Here is a 17,477-nt window from a genome sequence, read left to right as displayed (position 1 = left end):
TTTTGTTTATGTTTATTAATTTTTCAAAAGAAGATAAAGATAAAATGCTGAATGAAATTCAAACGTTTTTTTATAACGAACGAGATGAAGAAATCAGTGAATTTGCAGCAGAAAATGTATTAGAGTTTATTAAAGAACATATCGGTCCTCACTTTTATAACCAAGCAATTAAAGATGCAGAAGATATTATGAACCAAGTCATGCTTTCTGCAGAAGAAAATTTACATGCATTAAAAAAACCGATTGAAAAATAGTTCGAAAAAGAAAATATGAAGTAGGAAAAAAGCGCTTTATGTACAAAAACATAAAGCGCTTTTTTTGTCTATGAAACAAATTATTTGTTCCACCAAGTGATATATGATACATTCGTTTTAAGATAATATTAACGTTAACGTAAAGGTTACATTTGGAGTGTTTTGATTTAACTCGATGAGGGCATAACTTCAGCAAGCAGGGACATAATGAGGTAATTATATGAGGAAAGAAGGGACTATACGTGAGCAACATTACGAAAGATCAGCTAACAAAATCTATTGTGAAAGCAAATGAAAATCGTTTAACAGATAATAGTGATTTTGATATCTATCAAGAGCTGGAAAATGTGCTTCAAGGAGTTGGCTTATCAGCAAAAGACAGCGGAGGAAGCATTACATTTTACGGAGAAGATCCGATTGTTCCTAGTACGCTGCGCCTTGCCTCAGCAGCAGCTATTGCACTAGTTGCTAAGTCAGTAGCTGTCTCAAAAATTTGGAAAATACGCGGAGGAAAAGGTCAAGATATTCATATGGATTTACGAAAAGCTATCCGAAGATTATCACCTTTTTACGATAAAAAATGGGAAAAGCTTAATGGGTACGCACCAAATAAAGCAAATGATCCATATAACCCATTAGGCTTTCGCTTTTATCAAACAAAAGATAACAAATGGGTGATGCCGCTGAATCCATATCCACGCTCTAAGCATGAAACGCTAAAGCTGTTAAATTGTATAGAAGACCCTGATGCAGTGGCAAAAGCAATTCGCGGTTGGAATGCAGAAGAATTAGAAAAATCTGCAGCGGAGCGAGGAGTTATCATGCCTGTTGTGCGGACAATTGAAGAGTTTATGAAAGAACCAGTGTATGAAGAAGTAGCGCAACTTCCTTTAATTGAAATTGAAAAGATTGGAGAAAGTGAGCCGATTCCTTTTTCAAAGAATCCTAAAACGCCGCTAGATGGTGTTCGAGCATTAGGCCTTGGTCATGTTATTGCAGGAGCAGGATTTGGTAGAGCGCTCGCTTTACACGGTGCGGACGTGTTAAATATTTGGAAGCCAACGGATTGGGAGCATGATACGATTTACGCTACGTCTAATGTCGGTATGCGCTCTTCAACGCTAGATATTGGTGAAAAAGAAGGAAAAGAAAAAATGGTTGAACTGCTAAAAGAAGCCGATATCTTTTTTGCGAACCGTCGATACGGATTTCTAGAGAGATACGGTCTAACAGCTGAAGAGTGTGCCGAACTAAAACCAGGAATCATCCACTGCACGGTCAACCTGCATGGAACGGAAGGAGAGTGGGCAAAAAGAAATGGATTTGACCAAACAGCGGGAAGCGTAACGGGAGTCATGGCGTTAGAAGGATCGCCAGAAAATCCTAAGCTGCCTCCTATTGTAGTGGTCAATGATTATGCGGTTTCTTGGCTGCTTGAAGTCGGTGCTTTAATGGCACTGGAAAGAAGAGCAAAAGAAGGAGGCAGCTACCGCGTGCGTGTATCATTAGATCGCGTATCTTTATGGATTTTATCAATGGGCATCTATGACAAAGCGTACGCTCATCAAACAGCTGGTTCGTCAGAGAAGCACGAGTACATTGCACCAGATCTCTTTACAGCCCAAACACCTTTAGGATTGTACCAAGGGCTTACGGAACAAATCGAAATGTCGGAAACTCCAGGGGAATATAAAACGGTTCTGGTTCCTCGAGGTTCTTCACGCCCAGAGTGGTTGTGATAACAAGGGGCTGAGACAAAAGTATTTTAGTTAAAAAAAAATCCGAACGATGAATCGAGATTCTTGATAAAGAATCCAACTCGTTCGGATTTTTTCATGGTGATGGTGAACGTGGATTTTGTATATTCTGTTGCTTCTAGCTGTTGATTGGAGGGCAAGGCGAAGACTCCTGCGGGAAAAGCGGAACAGGTGAGACCCCTCAGGAGTATAAGCGACGAGGAGACTCACCGGCCGCCCGCGGAAAGCGAAGCCTTGAACAAAAATCAATTCAATCCAATTCGCTCGCCTTTGGATTAAAATGATTTGGGTATGTCCAAACCTCATTTTGAGAGGCACATTTAAAATGAAAAATAAGAAAAAATATTTGAATAATTATATGATTTCTTATATAATAGCGAAAAGGATGAGGAGTTGACTTGTAATGGAAAACTATACGTCCCGCAAAATGACACAAGAAGAAGTAAAAGTATCAGACGCGACAGCAGCTCAACTAGTGCTAAACAAATCTCTTCGTGACTTTAAAAAAGCACAGCTTTTACTGCAAATTGATCAGTCTTTAGAAAAAAGAGATAAAGAAACTTTTTTACGTTTAACTGAAGAGTTAAAAGAAGTTTGTTAAATAACCTACTAACATAAACAATCAGCCTTTGCTCACTAGAAGCAAAGGCTTTTTATATGGAAAAAAACGGATAAATGTTTTATTTTTTCTGAAAGCGGTAAAAGTATAGTATGGATGATAAAGCAAAAATCAAGAAGTCTCTTACTTTATTATTTTTTGCTTTATCATCTACAGCATCTAGATGGCAGCGCATCATGAAAGAACAAAAAGAGAGAGGGTTCTTTATATGTATAACAAAATCTTAGTCGCCTTTGACGGTTCGGCACCTTCTATTCGTGCTCTTCAACATGCAAGTAAACTAGCTAAAAGCGTAAATGCTAATAAGCTGACAATTGTACATATTAAGGAAAGAATTCACTTGCAGCAGCCTGTTTTTAGCGTTGACTTAGACGCACTGATAGAAGAAGAAAACCGCGATATTTTATCTGAAGCTCACAATCATTTAACTCAATCAGGTATTCCATATGAGGCATACGGTTTAGAGGGCACTGCTTCAAAGAAAATTATCGAATACGCACATGACAATCAACAAGACGTCATTGTAATAGGAAGTCGAGGAAAGGGCTTTGTGAAAGAGACATTTTTAGGAAGTGTAAGTCACGAAGTTGCTCAATCTGCAGAATGTCCTGTTATCATTGTTAAATAAAAAGAGGCTGGGAAAAAGTATTTTAGTTGAAGGAAAATCCGAACGATGAATCGAGATTCTTGATGGAGAATCCAACTCGTTCGGGTTTTTTGTTGATTTTATTGATATAGTGAACGCAGGTTTCCTGTATATAGGTGCTTCTAGCTGTGGATTGGAGGGATTTTGTTATGTCTCCATCTTTTTTTGTTTTTGGATTATGTAGTGCTGCGTGCTTAGTGAGTTCGAAATTTACATTATGATAAACGTATTTTATACGCTAAGCTGTCAGATACCTGTGGTAAACTGTCAGAGAATAATGGTTATTTAATCATGTATGCTTTATTCTGCACAGTTTCTTCAATTATTACTTCTATAATGAAAGCAAAGGATGTGAATAAATGAATCGAATTTCTATTAAGCTCGGACTCTTGTTTTTAATGTTCATTTTACTAATTGAAGCTGCGCTCTTTTTTTACTTATATAGCGGTCTTGCCAACACACGAATTTCAGAGGAATTAGAAAGTTTGCGTTTAAGAGGAAACAGTCACCGGGAAGTATTAGAGAAGCATCATGATTCGGCTACGCTTAACCATGTTGCACTGATGGAATCTGAAGCAGAAACTGATGTTGTCATAACAGATAAAACAGGAAAAATTATCAGTTCGTCTAGGCCTTTAATTCAAGGTGCAAGAAAAGCAGTAGAGAAATGGAAAGGAAAGTCTCTTACATACAAAGGTGAAATTATGCAAGGCGACTGGAAAAGCAAACCTTATATCGCCACAGCATCACCTATTAAAAAAGGCCGTCAGCAGTTTGGGACGGTTTATATGTTCAAAAACACAAATGATATTCACGAAATGATTGCGAGACTGCAGCATCATTTTTACGTAGCGGGAGCTGTTTCCATTTTATTTTCGATTGTGACTATTTTTGCTCTGTCTAAATTTATAACCGCTCCTTTAATCAAGATGAAAAAAGCAACAGAGAAGCTGAGTCAAGGGGATTTGTCTGTAAAGCTTGGTGCTCATTCAAGAGATGAACTTGGACAATTAGGAATGTCCATTCAGTCGCTAGCAAATGAGCTGCAGCGGTTACGAAAAGAGAGAAATGAATTTTTAAGCAGCATTTCACATGAACTTCAAACTCCTTTGATGTATTTAAAGGGCTATGCGGACGTAGCGAGAAGACCTTCTAATACACCGCAAGAACGTGATAAATATCTTGCCATTGTGGAAGAAGAAGCGGAAAGAATTTCACAGTTAGTCAAAGATTTGTTTCAGCTGGCGCAGCTGGATCAGCACACATTTTTTATTCAAAAACAAAAAGTAGAACTGGCTACGTATTTGCACACCATATGCGCACATTTTCATTTAGCTTTAAAAGAAAAAGAGATGGAGCTGGACATAAGCTGCCCTCAAGACCTTTACGTTTCACTAGATCCTGAAAGATTTCAGCAAGTGATTATCAATTTACTTGATAACGCAATGAAATATTCAAAAGAAGGGGCTAAAATTGATTTAATTGTAAAAAAATCAGCTGAATCATTGACAATAACTCTTAAAGATCAAGGAATAGGTATTCCAGAAAAAGATCTGCCTTATGTATTTGACAAGCTGTATCGAGTGGAAAAATCTCGCTCGAGAAAAAGCGGAGGATACGGATTAGGCTTATCAATTGTAAAGGAGATTGTAGAAGCTCATGGAGGAGAAATAACAATCATAAGCGAGATGGGAAAAGGAACGGCTGTAGAGATTGTATTAAGAGAGGATGGATAGGATGGCCACTATTTTATTAGTAGATGACGAAGCAAGGATGCTGGATTTACTAGAACTTTATCTGCTGCCAAACGGATTTACATGTATAAAATTTGAAAAAGGCACAGAAGCGCTGCGCTATCTTTATGAAGGTAACAAAGCAGATTTGATGTTATTAGATATTATGATGCCAAGCGAAGATGGATGGGAGATTTGCCAAAAAGTAAGAAAAATGTCTGATCTACCGGTCATTATGCTCACAGCCCGCAGCCAAACGTTAGATGTAGTAAAAGGATTAAATATAGGTGCAGACGACTATATTACTAAACCGTTTAGTGAAGAAGAATTGGTTGCACGTATCAGCGCGGTTCTTAGACGCTCCTCAAAAGAAAAGAATGAAATCACCTATAAAGGGTTAGTATGGAGCAAGGAAGGCCACGTATTACAATATAAAAATCAGTACATTCAAGTGACCCCTAAAGAGTTTGAATTAGTGGGATTACTTCTTCAGCATTTAAATCGTGTGTTCAGCCGGGACGACTTGCTTGTGTTAGTGTGGGGATATGAGGCTGAGATTGGAGATCGGACTATTGACTCCCATGTGCGAAATGTTCGGGATAAGCTTAGAAAAGCGGGTTTTCCTGTAGACGAATACCTGCAAACCGTATGGGGAATAGGCTATAAGTGGGTTGATGTTAGTTGAAAATGATATGAGCATAGCTATCGAAATTGGTGGAAAGATAAAGTAAGCGACCTTTTCCCTTTACATAGGGTAGGGGGGTATAGTATGATGAAGTCATGAAGGGAGGATGTTAGATGGTCGAAGCGAATCACATGAACAGTGAAGAAAAATGTTGTACGATAAATAGTGAAAGAAAAAGTCACCATTCTCCAGAAGTGAAAAAAAATCTAACAAGCCGATTAAATCGAATTGAAGGACAAATTCGAGGAATTAAAGGATTAATCGAAAAAGATACGTATTGTGACGACGTGATTACTCAAATCGCAGCTGCGCAGTCTGCTTTAAATAGTGTAAGTAAAATTTTGCTTGAAGGTCACTTGAAGCATTGCATTGTAGAACGGGTGCAAGATGGTGATGAAGAAGTAGTAGATGAATTATTAACAACCATTAAACGATTAATGAAATAAAGGAGATGTTAGAAATGGAAAACGTAACATTATCAGTACAAGGAATGTCTTGCGGTCATTGCGTCAAAGCTGTTGAAGGCGGTGTAGGCGAACTTAATGGCGTTAAAAGCGTAGAAGTAAGCTTAGAAGATGCAAAAGTAACAGTTGCATTTGATCCAAGTCAAGTAACGGTCGAAGATATTAAAGAGGCTATTGATGACCAAGGTTATGACGTAGCATAAACAGCATCGCGTGCGAATACCTTCGCACGCTTGATTTAGGAAAATTATATACCCCTAATAGGTATATAACAGGAGGCGAAACGTGATGAGTGACAAACAAAAAGAAGCCACCTTGCAAATTACGGGTATGACATGTGCAGCGTGTTCTAACCGAATTGAAAAAGGATTAAAAAAAATAGAAGGTGTAAAAGAAGCAAACGTAAATTTGGCTTTGGAAAGATCTACTATCATATTTGATCCGTCTAAAACAAGTCCACAGGCCTTTGAAGAAAAAATTGAAAAGCTTGGGTACGGAGTTGTAAGTGAAAAAGCCGAATTTGCTATTACGGGCATGACGTGCGCCGCTTGTTCGACTCGTATTGAAAAAGGGTTGAACAAATTAGAAGGCGTGACAAAGGCAAGTGTTAACCTTGCTTTAGAAACGGCTTCTGTTGAATACAGCCCTTCTCAAATAGCTCCGCAAGATATAACGAAGCGAGTTGAAAAGCTTGGATACGGAGCAAAGCTAAAGTCGGAAGAAAAAGAAGAAGAGCAAAGCTATAGAGAAAAAGAACTGAGTAAACAAAAAGGAAAGTTTTGGTTTTCATTTATTTTAAGCGTACCGTTATTATGGGCAATGGTTAGCCATTTTACGTTTACGTCGTTTATTCCTTTACCTCATATGCTGATGAATCCATGGGTTCAGCTTGCTTTAGCTACGCCTGTTCAATTCGTGGTAGGGAAGCAATTTTATGTAGGCGCATTTAAAGCTCTGCGTAACAAAAGTGCCAACATGGATGTTTTAGTAGCACTAGGCACAAGTGCAGCTTATTTCTACAGTCTATACTTTTCTCTTAAATCACTTGGGTCATCTGCTCATACGAATCAGCTTTACTATGAAACGAGCGCTATATTGATTACGCTGATTCTTTTAGGGAAATTATTTGAAGCAAACGCCAAAGGCCGTTCTTCAGAGGCAATTAAAAAGATGATGGGCTTACAGGCTAAAACGGCCGTTGTCATAAGAGACGGAGCGGAAGTTGAAATTCCAGTGGAAGAAGTCCAAAAAGGCGAAGTTATTTTTATTAAGCCTGGTGAAAAAGTGCCTGTAGACGGAGAGATTATTGAAGGGCAATCGGCCTTAGATGAGTCCATGCTGACAGGTGAAAGCGTACCGGTAGATAAAAACATTGGAGATAAAGTCATTGGGGCCACACTTAATAAAAATGGTTTTCTAAAAATAAAAGCTACAAACGTTGGCAGGGAGACGGCGCTTGCACAAATTATTAAAGTAGTAGAAGAAGCGCAGGGTTCTAAAGCGCCTATTCAGCGATTAGCTGATTATATCTCAGGTATATTCGTGCCAATTGTAGTCGGAATTGCACTTCTTACTTTCTTTGTTTGGTATATTTGGATTGCGCCTGGCGAATTTGCACCGGCTTTAGAAAAGCTCATTGCCGTACTAGTGATTGCATGTCCATGCGCGTTAGGCTTAGCTACTCCAACTTCCATTATGGCGGGGTCGGGCCGCGCAGCAGAATTTGGTATTTTGTTTAAAGGCGGGGAGCATTTAGAAGCAACGCATAAAATCGATACGATTCTTTTAGATAAAACGGGAACTGTTACAAATGGAACTCCCGAGTTAACCGATGTACGTATTGCACAAGACTACGAAGAAAATGAGCTATTGCAGTTAGTTGCATCGGCTGAGCGTTTGTCGGAGCATCCTCTCGCTCAAGCACTCGTAGCAGGTATAAAAAATAAAGGTATAGAGATTCAAGATCCGTTATCTTTTGAAGCTATTCCAGGGTATGGAGTGAAAGCAACTGTACAAGAGCGAGAGCTGTTAGTGGGAACAAGAAAGCTTATGAACCAACATAAAGTGAATATTGATACAGCCTTAGAAGAAATGACAAATTTAGAACGAGAAGGAAAAACGGTTATGCTCGTTGCTCTTGACGGAAAATATGCCGGCATGCTTGCTGTTGCAGATACCATTAAAGTGACTTCTAAAGAAGCAGTTTCCAGGTTAAAAGAAATTGGTTTAGAAGTGATGATGATTACAGGTGATAATCGTCAAACAGCTCAGGCTATTGCGATGCAAGCGGGTATTGAGCACGTTATAGCAGAAGTGTTGCCAGAAGGCAAAGCAGAAGAAGTGAAAAAGCTTCAGCAGCAAGGTAAAAAAGTCGCCATGGTAGGAGACGGTATTAATGATGCTCCTGCACTTGCGTTAGCTGATATTGGAATGGCCATCGGAACAGGAACGGATGTAGCGATGGAAGCCGCTGATATTACGCTGATGCGAGGAGACTTGATGAGCATTGCAGATGCGATTGAAATGAGTAGAAAAACAATTTCTAATATTAAGCAAAACTTATTCTGGGCAATGGGCTATAACACGCTTGGTATTCCAATTGCAGCAGTTGGGCTGTTAGCCCCTTGGGTCGCTGGAGCCGCGATGGCCTTTAGTTCTGTGTCGGTTGTATTAAATGCACTGCGATTGCAGAGAGTGAGGCTATAATATATGAAAAAGTGGATCGTCTCAGCAATTTTGTACGTGCTCGCAGTCATAGCAGTATATGCTATGTGGGCAATATAAACTAAAAAATATTAGAGTCAACGAGTCATTCTCGGTAAAAGTGATCTAAAAACAAAGCTGCTAAAGAATATTCTTTAGCAGCTTTGTTAGGTGCAAGGAATTTTTTTGATTCAATTCATACCCTTTAAGATGAAGGTCTTCTGGATGCTTTTGCTGAGCAATTAACACATCACGTCCATCATCCATAATCCAAATGAAATAATGACGGCTAGAACCATCTTCATAGGTAATGGTCATTTTGCAATCGATGCTCCCAGCAGATTCTTCATCTAAGAGAAGTTTCATATGCTGAGCCTTTTTTATACTGTTGGTGAATGCATTCATATCTTGTTCATCGATAAATGTTTTGAGCGTTTTCATTTTAATGGACGTTACTTCTATTTTTTGTACGCTAGATGAGAGAGTGGAGTATGCGGAAGCAAAAGGGGCTCCCATCACCAAGCTAAACGCAAGTAAGAGTGAGGACAGAGCAAAGCGTATTTTTAGCATGTTTCTTTCCTCCTTTTATTTTTATACTTTTTCCTTGTGGTAAGTGATTCATACGAGGGCCTTTTTTAGGAACAGGAATTATTCGTGCCCAATTATCTTCATCTTCACAAAATCTGCACAAATTCTAGCTACAATAAAGAAAAGAAGAAGAGTAGGCAAAGGTAAGTTGTTTCTAATGATTAAATGATTTTTATTTTAAAGTTTATTATGTGGAAAAGAGGGACTGTTATGAAAAAACAGCTATTTATTCTTGGGGCATCTGTCATTATTGGACTAAGCGGATGCGGAAACGATTCTAGTCATGAAAAGCCTTCAGCTGACAAAAACGAATCCATGCATGATCACTCAGAGATGAATCACTCTAGTTCAGGAGAGGTTCCAAAAGGGTTAAAAAAAGCAGAGAATCCAACATATAAAGTCGGAGATAAAGCCGTTATAAAAGCAGATCATATGAAAGGCATGAACGGGGCTGAAGCAACGATTGTTGGTGCTTACGACACTACGGCCTATACCGTTTCGTATACGCCAAAGACTGGCGGAAAAAAAGTAAAAAATCATAAGTGGGTTATTCAAGAAGAAATAAAAGACGCGGATAACGAGCAGTTAAAGCCAGGCAGCGAAGTAACGCTTGAAGCAGATCATATGAAAGGTATGAAAGGGGCAAAAGCAACGATTGATTCAGCCGAAAAAACAACGGTATACATGGTAGACTACGCACCGACTACAGGCGGAGAGAAAGTAAAAAATCACAAGTGGGTAACCGAAAGTGAACTTTCAGCCAAATAGACTATTAGCGAAAAAAGAGGCTGGTACAAAAGTATTTTAGGTAAAAAAAGGTCCGAACGATGAATCGAGATTCTTGATTGAGAATCCAACTCGTTCGGATTTTTTCGTTGTTATGGTGAACGTAGGTGGTTGCTTCTAACTGTAGGTTGGATTGATTTATTTATGACTCAATCTCTTTTTGTTTACTTCTTGTTTTATGTTTTATCATGAGGGATTTCTTGCATGATGAATGAAGAAAACGCATGTTTCTTTCAAAAGAAGTTGTGGTATTAAGTAGAATGCTACGGTAATAAAACGAACAAACTACTGATGAAAGGAGCTAGCTATGAGTGAACATTCAGTAAAGCGAACAGGACGTACACGATGGTTTATTTCATCTTTGTTAAGCAGTATGATTATTTTAAATTATTTTGATCGTGTAGCGGTGTCAGTGGCCGCTCCTGCAATACAAGATGCATTTCACTTAACGGGAACAGAGCTCGGAATTGTCTTTTCTATTTATACGTATTCTTATACGATCATGCAAATACCTGCGGGAAGCTTGCTTGATCGGTTCGGAGTAGCATGGGTAACAAGAGTGGGTATGGTAATTTGGAGTTTATTAACGATGTCGATGGCATTTTTGCAAGGAAAACTTCTTCTCTATATCGTCCGGTTTTTAATAGGAATAATGAGTGCTTCAGCTTTTCCAGCAGCATCAAAAGCTACATCCCTATGGTTTCCTCCAAACGAAAGAAGCTTACCAAATTCTTTGTTTGATTCAGCGGCCAAATTTTCAAATGTACTTGGCGCGCCTCTTGTAGCGTTTCTCATCACCAAATTTGATTGGCGCACAGCATTTTTATCCATTGGAATTATAAACGTGCTGTTTACGCTGCTGTTTTGGTTTTATTACGAAAAACCAGAAAAGCATAGACGCATATCAGATGATGAGCTGAAGTATATTCAAGAAAATAATTTAAATGCGAACGATGAACAAACATCAAAATTTTTACATACCTTAAAAGTATTATTTGCGAATCGAAAAGTTTGGGGGCTAATGATTGGGTTTACAGGCTATGGATATACGTTTAATTTACTGTTAACGTGGCTGCCAACTTTTTTAAAAGAGAAATACGATATGGATATCATGTCATCGGGTCTGCTTACGGCAGTCCCTTGGCTAATTGCTACATTTGCTGGCATTTTAGTTGGCGGTTGGCTTGTTGATTACCTCATAAAAAAAGGATATAACAGTCAAAAAGTATATCGCACGATCATTGTTGTAGGATTATGCTTAGGGTTTGTTTTTTTAGGCTCTATTTTCACCAATAGTGTTGTAGTAGCGATGATTTGTATCTCGATTGGATTGGCAGGTATATCGGCAACGGCACCAATCGGCTGGTCAATTTCTGCTGAAATTGCGCCTGCAGGCTCTATTTCTCTTCTCAGTTCTATTGTTAATTTAGCTAATAATTTGTTTGGTGGAATTATAGCTACAGCTTTAACGGGATATCTATTGGATAAAACTGGTTCTTTTGATCTAAGCTTTATTGTAGCAGGAATTGTATTGTTGCTAGGCTTAATTTTTTATATTTATGTGCTGGGAGATATTAAACAAATTAAAATTCCAAAAAACCAACGTATGAAGTAAAACCCCATGACTCGCTATGGGGTTTTACTTTTGATTATAAATAACGACCTTACTTCTGCATTTAGTGATGTGAGAAACGCTATTAAGAGGAGAAACAAGATGAATTTGTTTATTTGAAACATGTGCTAGGGGTTTGTTTTAAAATAGCATTGTTGGTATAGCATGTTCTTAAAAAGGTTAAGATGGTTTTTATGAAGAAATTCTGTGTCTATTTTTGTGATTTCAGCAGAAGTAGATATGAACCGCACTATAAAAAATAGAAAGGCAGAGGAACATGAATCATAAAGAAAGTGAAAACAATACTGAGTTAAATCAAAGTCATTTGTTAAAGGAGCCTCAACGTATAGAATTATCTAAGTATCAAATTTTAAAAGCACTGATACCTGTTATTATACTTGGGATTGTCGTTTTAGTTGCCGTATTACAAAATGATGGTCTTCTTAATTGGATTTAGGCATGCAATAAAAAGAAACTGCATATAGTGTAATTCAAATTGCTTGTACACAGTAGTAGAGGGAAAGAGGGAGATACATGCCAAGAGTAACCGTTTTAGGATACGGAAGTTTTGAAGTGGCAAAAGGAAAAAAGCTTGTCTTGGCACTCGAAGACAACGGTATAAATATTCTTCATCGATGCGGCGGGAAAGCTAAATGCACGACTTGCAGGGTAGAAGTGCTTGAAGGTGAATATTGTGATTTAACACACGCAGAGAAAAATGCATACTCAGAAAGTTCAATTGAAGATCACCTGCGCTTATCATGTCAAATTCGTGTAAATGAAGATATCACCGTTCGCCCAATATTAACGGTAGAGAGCTCAGGACGAGAAGCAGGACCTCGACCCGCAGAGTAGTCCTGGAATCGCAAAAAGCAGCGTGTTGAATGTTCAGTCAGCATGCTGCTTTTTTCATTTTTATTAAAAAATAACAAGAACAGCTGCGGGGAGAAAAAGCTGTTCTTGTTAAAGTAAAGTACCTACGGAATGATTCCTTTAAATTTTAGCATTCTGTAAGGGAAATAGTAAATCACTCAAAAGAGTGATTATGAAGGCTTTTTTCGAACCGTTATTTGTAAATAGGTTTAATTGGATGCTTCAATCACATCTCCATTTTTGTAAATATGATACCACCCTATGGTGCCTGATCCGCCTTGATCCATCCAGTCTTTGTTTTTTGCTACGAATCTGTAGTAAGCTTTATCGTTGTTATCTTTCCGTAAGCGGTCGTCTGTACTGAAGACAATGTTGTCACCGAGTTCTTTTTTACCGAATGTAATAGCTGTGCTGACAGGAAATTGCTTTCTTTCTACCTTGTTCTCATCTAAAGCTGACCATGTTAAGGGGCCAACAATACCATCTGGAGACAAGCTGTGATCGGTTTGAAATTCTTTTACTACGTTTTGTGTTTGCGTACCGAAAATTCCATCAACTGATGTGTTATACTTCACATCTTTTAAGCTTTGCTGTAAGTCCTTTACGTAGCTAGAGTGAGAACCTTTACGAAGCGTAGGCCTCGTTTCTGCTTTAGCTTCAATTTTTTTTGAGTAGGTATCTTTAGCAGCTGCTTCAGTAGTTGGAGTGCTGAATGCTACGCATGTTGTTACAAGGGTGAGAGTAGAAAGCGTGACAAGTGTTTTTTTCGTTAACATGAAATAACCTCCTTGTTTTTAGCAACTATTTGTCGCTTTTCATGAGCTTTATAACTAATTAGTAGCTATAAAGTCAATTTATTATAGCGCAGGCAGTTTTCTATTTGTTTTTATATTCCTATGATTATATAAGATAGTCATAAAAAACTAGTGAAGTAGATAAATCGTTCTATGTTTTCACTATAATTTCATTTTTCTCTGGTACAGTACGGAAGGAAAAAACAGCAGGTTTGAGCGTCTTGTGTACCTAGAGTATGTCTTGCTCTATAACGCTCATAATAAACGAATGAAAAGACTGCAAAGGGTCTTAGATCTCTTTGTAGTCTCTTCATGTTCAAGAGCTCTGCGTTCAAATAATAACCAGAAAGGAATTACGTGATGTCACCTCTGTATTCCCAGCATATAAGGAATCTTTTTTCGAAGCAAAAGTTTAATAAATTATCGCGTAAACAAATCTTTCTCTATATACTAGGAATTTGCTGTTTGTGTATAGCGCTAATAGTAACAAACCACAATTATTCGCTTTATAAAAAACCGATAGCGGAGGTAGTGAAGACGAATGTTGTAGAACAAAATAAATCTGCTGATTTAAATCACAACAAAGATACCGTATATTCTCAAAAAATTGTTGCTAAAATCATGAACGGAAAATATAAAGGGAAGCTTATCCATTTAGAGAATACGTACTCATACTCAGGTGCTTATGATCAAAAGTACACTGTCGGAACAGATCTTTTTGTCTCCTTAGAAAAGAATTCACAGCATGCTTTAAGCGGCACGATTGAAGGAGTGAAGCGGGACACGCAGGTTACCGCTGTCGCGGGCTTATTTATACTGATTTTGCTGGCGATTGGAAAAAAACAAGGTTTTTATTCAATCATTAGCTTATTTATTAATATTGTACTTTTAATCGGGGCCTTAAATGTATATCTAGCACTAGGGAATGTGAGCTTGCTAGCTGTATGTATTGTAGCTGTCGTTCTTTTTACAGTTATTTCTTTGTTATTAGTAAGCGGTAATAAAGAAAAAACGCATGTAGCGATTATTTCAACTTTAATAGGTACATTTGTTTCTCTTTTAATCGCGTATGGTGTCATGCAACTGACAGATTCTAATGGCCTTCATTATGAAGGAATGGAGTTTGTGACGATTCCTCCTCAAAAAATATTTATGAGTGAGGTATTAATAGGATCTTTAGGAGCTGTTATGGATGTAGCGATTACGATTACTTCTTCTGTCTATGAACTATATGAAAAGAATAAAGAGATAGCGCACAAAGATTTACTGAAATCGGGTAAGGAAATTGGCGGAGACATTATGGGAGCTATGACGAATATTTTATTTTTTTCGTATATAAGCGGAACAATCCCAATGGTTCTTCTTTATTTAAAAAATGGCTCTCCTTTAGGATATACGTTTTCGATGAATTTCTCCTTGGAGTTAATCCGTGCTCTTACTGGCAGTATTGGCATTGTTTTAACGATTCCAATTACACTCTATCTTTCGATTCTTTTTATTTTTAGGAAGGGGAACAGAAAGTGAACGTTTTACTATTGCTTGCTCTTATTTTATTTATTCTGATGAGTATTGTGGGCGGAAAAAAAGGAATTAGATCTTTCCTTGCTTTGTTCTTGAATTTTGGCGTTATTTTTCTAACCATTCTTTTTATGCTGTCTATAAAAAATACGATTGTTGTTACGTTGATAGCTTGTACAATCATTAGCTGCATTAATTTATTTTATATTAATAAATTCAATCATAAAACGCTTGCTGCGTTTGTTTCAACGATTATTACCTTAGCTGTTTTAGTGTTCTTTATTTTTATTGTTGAACATCATGCAATGATTCAAGGATTTGGAGAAGAACAGGAAGAAGAAATTAACGCTTTTTCACTTTATGTTGGAATTGATTTTGCTAAAATAGCCATTTGTACAATTATTATGGGTGCCATAGGAGCGATCATTGATATTTCGCTATCTATTTCGTCTTCTATGAATGAGTTATTTGTTCATGATCCGTCCGTAACTAAAAAAAATCTCTTCAATTCTGGTTTGAAAATCGGAAGAGATATTTTGGGCACCACAACCAATACACTGTATTTTGCCTTTGTAGGCGGGTATTTGACGTTAATTATCTGGTTTAAGAGATTGTCGTATTCGTTTGGAGACATTATCAATTCAAAAACCTTTTGTGCAGAAGTCATTTCTATTTTAAGCGGAGGCATTGGTGTAGCCATTATTATTCCGATTACTTCTTGGATTAGCGCTTCTATTTTCTTACAAAAAAGAGAAAAAGGGAAGCAGTACAAGGAAATAAAGTAGAGAAGCGTATGGACAAATAAAACAGAAAGTCATAAGAAACTGCCCCTCCGATGGTTAACCACTGGAGGGGCAGTTCAAATTAACCTCGGCCTATTTGTGGGATTTTGAGAGGAAACTAGGTGGAGGATGGGAGTTGTAATAGCATTAAGGATTACAATCTGTTTTTCTTACTGATAGATAATACGAAAAGGCCAAGAAGCAGAATTTACAGGAGAAGCAGCTTTTACAAGGACCGTCTCACCATTAGCTGGAAGCAGATTCTTAAAAACATAAATTCTACGTTCACCTCTTGGAGATCCACGTCCTCGAGAGGTCTTTTGAGGTATAATATTTCGTTCATTTTTTGGGTCAAGTATCCAGTGTACGTACCAAATCTGACGTAAAAATTGTCTATTTGTACTTTGCGAACGTTCATCAAATATACAGTGATTCACTTGGCCTGTCCAATATAGATATCGCCCGTTTCCTATATGCCATTCATCTCCTGCCAGATATCTGATTCCTACACATTCACCGGGGTAGATAATATCAGGGATGTTGTAATGACTTTCTCTTTGACAGCTAGGGTCACTATATTGTGTATAAGGCGTAATTTCTACTTTTTCTAACTGATTTTTTCTAAAATACAAATATTGCTGCGTGACTTGCCCTGTCGTTCGGTTTACGGCTCGGTGGCTAAGAAGAATACCATTATAAGTCTGTAACTTTGTGTTATCGATGCTTCTTGTAACCGTTAAGGTACCAGCATTTGAGCTTATGACGCCGCCTACTAATCTTCCATTATGAACACAGTACCCGTTTCTGCATGATGCACCGGCATTAGCTCGATATAGAACTCCTACGCATGTCCCACTATTAATTAAAGTCAATTATATTCACCTCGCATTCTAACTTGTTTTATAGAAACAGCTTTCGAAAGTGCTCTTCGGTTGAAATTCTTTCTATAGATCATCCGGGCCGTATCGATAGGAAGGCTGTGTTTGAATAAAGTAGCCATTTCGCACTTGAGCCACCCAGTTTTGAAATATTTCTCTCCATTCAACACGGTTAAAAAACTCATCAAGCGGTTTTGTAGAATCCCATTCAATAATAAAGAAAGGAACTACTGCTGGATTCCAAACGCCTATACTGTTGACACCTGATTCTTTGATAAGAAGTAAAGGCAGGCCTCGTTGGTAACCCATGCTCGGCTCTATTTGTAAAAACGGAGCACCTTCCCATGATGGTGGCGGAGGTGTACCGCCGGGAATATTCGTCATGGTATAATTGGCGAAGACTTGCTGCATATTCACCGCGATCAACCCATAGCTAGAAAGTATCATTCGGCGAACGCTTGTTATTGTTTTATTAGGATATTGCTCTGTATCAGGCAGTGTACGAGGGAAAAGAAGAGCACGTTCAATTTCATCAATTAAACGATTAAGAAATCTCGTTTGAGTAGTATTAAGCATAGAAGGGTGGCTGAGGAATACAGGGATTTTAAAAGCTCTGTCGGCTGTATTTTTCAAAGGGATTTTAGGAGAAGCAGAGGGGGATACTTTATTGTCTCTAAGAGAGTAAGGCTTGTCTACATAATATTTACCATCTTGCGGGTTATAATAGGAATAATGTTTTTCTATCATAATCATCCTTTCTTATTTTTCTCTATATTTTATGCAGA

The 17,477-nt window shown here is 37.9% G+C and carries 20 protein-coding genes; 16 read left to right on the top strand and 4 right to left on the bottom strand.

What is annotated here, in order from left to right; genetic code table 11:
* Positions 1-8: 8 nt before the first annotated feature.
* From ACFX40_RS16675 to ACFX40_RS16630, 10 genes are all read left to right on the top strand, one after another.
* Positions 9-254 (top strand): DUF2164 domain-containing protein, encoded by a 246-nt coding sequence (locus ACFX40_RS16675; RefSeq protein WP_013082790.1) that lies wholly within the window; start codon positions 9-11, stop codon positions 252-254.
* Positions 255-496: 242 nt separating this feature from the next.
* Complete coding sequence (locus tag ACFX40_RS16670; protein ID WP_377255627.1) at positions 497-1,993, top strand: CoA transferase; 1,497 nt, start codon at positions 497-499, stop codon at positions 1,991-1,993.
* 143 nt (positions 1,994-2,136) lie between these two features.
* A complete protein-coding gene (locus tag ACFX40_RS16665) occupies positions 2,137-2,295 on the top strand; it encodes a hypothetical protein (RefSeq protein ID WP_176526438.1) in 159 nt (52 codons plus the stop codon).
* A gap of 119 nt (positions 2,296-2,414) precedes the next feature.
* Positions 2,415-2,612, top strand: a complete 198-nt coding sequence (locus ACFX40_RS16660; protein ID WP_013056608.1) for an IDEAL domain-containing protein — start codon at positions 2,415-2,417, stop codon at positions 2,610-2,612.
* A gap of 226 nt (positions 2,613-2,838) precedes the next feature.
* A complete protein-coding gene (locus ACFX40_RS16655; protein ID WP_060747452.1) occupies positions 2,839-3,258 on the top strand; it encodes a universal stress protein in 420 nt (139 codons plus the stop codon).
* 377 nt (positions 3,259-3,635) lie between these two features.
* Entirely contained in the window at positions 3,636-5,012 is a 1,377-nt protein-coding gene (locus ACFX40_RS16650; protein WP_098432667.1) for a sensor histidine kinase, read from the top strand.
* Between the two features lies 1 nt (position 5,013).
* Positions 5,014-5,694: a response regulator transcription factor gene (locus ACFX40_RS16645; RefSeq protein WP_377255624.1), complete on the top strand. Its 681-nt coding sequence runs from the start codon at positions 5,014-5,016 to the stop codon at positions 5,692-5,694.
* Positions 5,695-5,807: 113 nt separating this feature from the next.
* The gene (locus ACFX40_RS16640; RefSeq protein WP_013056612.1) at positions 5,808-6,140 is read left to right on the top strand and encodes a metal-sensitive transcriptional regulator; all 333 of its coding nucleotides are present in this window, start codon (positions 5,808-5,810) and stop codon (positions 6,138-6,140) included.
* Positions 6,141-6,154: 14 nt separating this feature from the next.
* Complete coding sequence (copZ, locus tag ACFX40_RS16635; RefSeq protein WP_013082796.1) at positions 6,155-6,361, top strand: copper chaperone CopZ; 207 nt, start codon at positions 6,155-6,157, stop codon at positions 6,359-6,361.
* A gap of 85 nt (positions 6,362-6,446) precedes the next feature.
* A complete protein-coding gene (locus tag ACFX40_RS16630; protein ID WP_377255621.1) occupies positions 6,447-8,864 on the top strand; it encodes a heavy metal translocating P-type ATPase in 2,418 nt (805 codons plus the stop codon).
* Positions 8,865-9,002: 138 nt separating this feature from the next.
* On the opposite strand, the gene ACFX40_RS16625 is transcribed toward ACFX40_RS16630, so the two are convergent.
* Complete coding sequence (locus ACFX40_RS16625; protein WP_028408848.1) at positions 9,003-9,431, bottom strand: hypothetical protein; 429 nt, start codon at positions 9,429-9,431, stop codon at positions 9,003-9,005.
* Positions 9,432-9,659: 228 nt separating this feature from the next.
* Here ACFX40_RS16625 and ACFX40_RS16620 point away from each other — a divergent pair, with 228 nt between their 5' ends.
* The 4 genes from ACFX40_RS16620 (at position 9,660) to ACFX40_RS16605 (ending at position 12,702) form a co-directional block, all read left to right on the top strand.
* Complete coding sequence (locus ACFX40_RS16620) at positions 9,660-10,217, top strand: YdhK family protein (RefSeq protein ID WP_028408847.1); 558 nt, start codon at positions 9,660-9,662, stop codon at positions 10,215-10,217.
* Positions 10,218-10,542: 325 nt separating this feature from the next.
* The gene (locus ACFX40_RS16615) at positions 10,543-11,850 is read left to right on the top strand and encodes an MFS transporter (protein ID WP_377255618.1); all 1,308 of its coding nucleotides are present in this window, start codon (positions 10,543-10,545) and stop codon (positions 11,848-11,850) included.
* A gap of 274 nt (positions 11,851-12,124) precedes the next feature.
* Positions 12,125-12,304 (top strand): hypothetical protein, encoded by a 180-nt coding sequence (locus ACFX40_RS16610; protein ID WP_013082801.1) that lies wholly within the window; start codon positions 12,125-12,127, stop codon positions 12,302-12,304.
* Positions 12,305-12,381: 77 nt separating this feature from the next.
* Positions 12,382-12,702: a 2Fe-2S iron-sulfur cluster-binding protein gene (locus ACFX40_RS16605; RefSeq protein ID WP_028408845.1), complete on the top strand. Its 321-nt coding sequence runs from the start codon at positions 12,382-12,384 to the stop codon at positions 12,700-12,702.
* 227 nt (positions 12,703-12,929) lie between these two features.
* Here the strand turns inward: ACFX40_RS16605 and ACFX40_RS16600 are convergent, their stop codons facing one another.
* Positions 12,930-13,496, bottom strand: a complete 567-nt coding sequence (locus ACFX40_RS16600) for a peptidoglycan-binding domain-containing protein (RefSeq protein ID WP_279620673.1) — start codon at positions 13,494-13,496, stop codon at positions 12,930-12,932.
* 549 nt (positions 13,497-14,045) lie between these two features.
* Between ACFX40_RS16600 and ACFX40_RS16595 the strand changes: the two genes are divergently transcribed.
* Together ACFX40_RS16595 and ACFX40_RS16590 are read left to right on the top strand one after the other, a co-directional pair.
* Complete coding sequence (locus tag ACFX40_RS16595) at positions 14,046-15,038, top strand: YibE/F family protein (protein ID WP_034275957.1); 993 nt, start codon at positions 14,046-14,048, stop codon at positions 15,036-15,038.
* On the top strand, positions 15,035-15,817 hold the full coding sequence (locus ACFX40_RS16590) for a YibE/F family protein (protein ID WP_028408842.1): 783 nt from the start codon (positions 15,035-15,037) through the stop codon (positions 15,815-15,817). Before ACFX40_RS16595 ends, ACFX40_RS16590 begins: the two co-directional genes overlap by 4 nt.
* A gap of 167 nt (positions 15,818-15,984) precedes the next feature.
* Here the strand turns inward: ACFX40_RS16590 and ACFX40_RS16585 are convergent, their stop codons facing one another.
* Together ACFX40_RS16585 and ACFX40_RS16580 are read right to left on the bottom strand one after the other, a co-directional pair.
* Positions 15,985-16,686, bottom strand: coding sequence for a hypothetical protein (locus ACFX40_RS16585; RefSeq protein WP_028408841.1), 702 nt, complete (start codon positions 16,684-16,686; stop codon positions 15,985-15,987).
* Between the two features lie 72 nt (positions 16,687-16,758).
* Positions 16,759-17,439: a hypothetical protein gene (locus ACFX40_RS16580; RefSeq protein WP_225049696.1), complete on the bottom strand. Its 681-nt coding sequence runs from the start codon at positions 17,437-17,439 to the stop codon at positions 16,759-16,761.
* Positions 17,440-17,477 lie beyond the last annotated feature (38 nt).

The organism is Priestia sp. YIM B13552, assembly GCF_042787775.1.
GTDB lineage: Bacteria > Bacillota > Bacilli > Bacillales > Bacillaceae_H > Priestia > Priestia megaterium_E.
Note: the sequence above shows the minus strand (reverse complement) of the source record. Positions and strands in the feature narration are given on the sequence as shown.

Excerpts from the sequence above, each read along its gene's own strand:
- ACFX40_RS16675 (WP_013082790.1), top strand. The coding sequence starts at position 9 with ATGTTTATTAATTTTTCAAAAGAAGATAAAGATAAAATGCTGAATGAA.
- ACFX40_RS16660 (WP_013056608.1), top strand. The coding sequence starts at position 2,415 with ATGGAAAACTATACGTCCCGCAAAATGACACAAGAAGAAGTAAAAGTA.
- ACFX40_RS16655 (WP_060747452.1), top strand. The coding sequence starts at position 2,839 with ATGTATAACAAAATCTTAGTCGCCTTTGACGGTTCGGCACCTTCTATT.
- ACFX40_RS16650 (WP_098432667.1), top strand. The coding sequence starts at position 3,636 with ATGAATCGAATTTCTATTAAGCTCGGACTCTTGTTTTTAATGTTCATT.
- ACFX40_RS16645 (WP_377255624.1), top strand. The coding sequence starts at position 5,014 with ATGGCCACTATTTTATTAGTAGATGACGAAGCAAGGATGCTGGATTTA.
- ACFX40_RS16640 (WP_013056612.1), top strand. The coding sequence starts at position 5,808 with ATGGTCGAAGCGAATCACATGAACAGTGAAGAAAAATGTTGTACGATA.
- copZ (WP_013082796.1), top strand. The coding sequence starts at position 6,155 with ATGGAAAACGTAACATTATCAGTACAAGGAATGTCTTGCGGTCATTGC.
- ACFX40_RS16630 (WP_377255621.1), top strand. The coding sequence starts at position 6,447 with ATGAGTGACAAACAAAAAGAAGCCACCTTGCAAATTACGGGTATGACA.
- ACFX40_RS16625 (WP_028408848.1), bottom strand. The coding sequence starts at position 9,431 with ATGCTAAAAATACGCTTTGCTCTGTCCTCACTCTTACTTGCGTTTAGC.
- ACFX40_RS16620 (WP_028408847.1), top strand. The coding sequence starts at position 9,660 with ATGAAAAAACAGCTATTTATTCTTGGGGCATCTGTCATTATTGGACTA.
- ACFX40_RS16615 (WP_377255618.1), top strand. The coding sequence starts at position 10,543 with ATGAGTGAACATTCAGTAAAGCGAACAGGACGTACACGATGGTTTATT.
- ACFX40_RS16610 (WP_013082801.1), top strand. The coding sequence starts at position 12,125 with ATGAATCATAAAGAAAGTGAAAACAATACTGAGTTAAATCAAAGTCAT.
- ACFX40_RS16605 (WP_028408845.1), top strand. The coding sequence starts at position 12,382 with ATGCCAAGAGTAACCGTTTTAGGATACGGAAGTTTTGAAGTGGCAAAA.
- ACFX40_RS16600 (WP_279620673.1), bottom strand. The coding sequence starts at position 13,496 with ATGTTAACGAAAAAAACACTTGTCACGCTTTCTACTCTCACCCTTGTA.
- ACFX40_RS16580 (WP_225049696.1), bottom strand. The coding sequence starts at position 17,439 with ATGATAGAAAAACATTATTCCTATTATAACCCGCAAGATGGTAAATAT.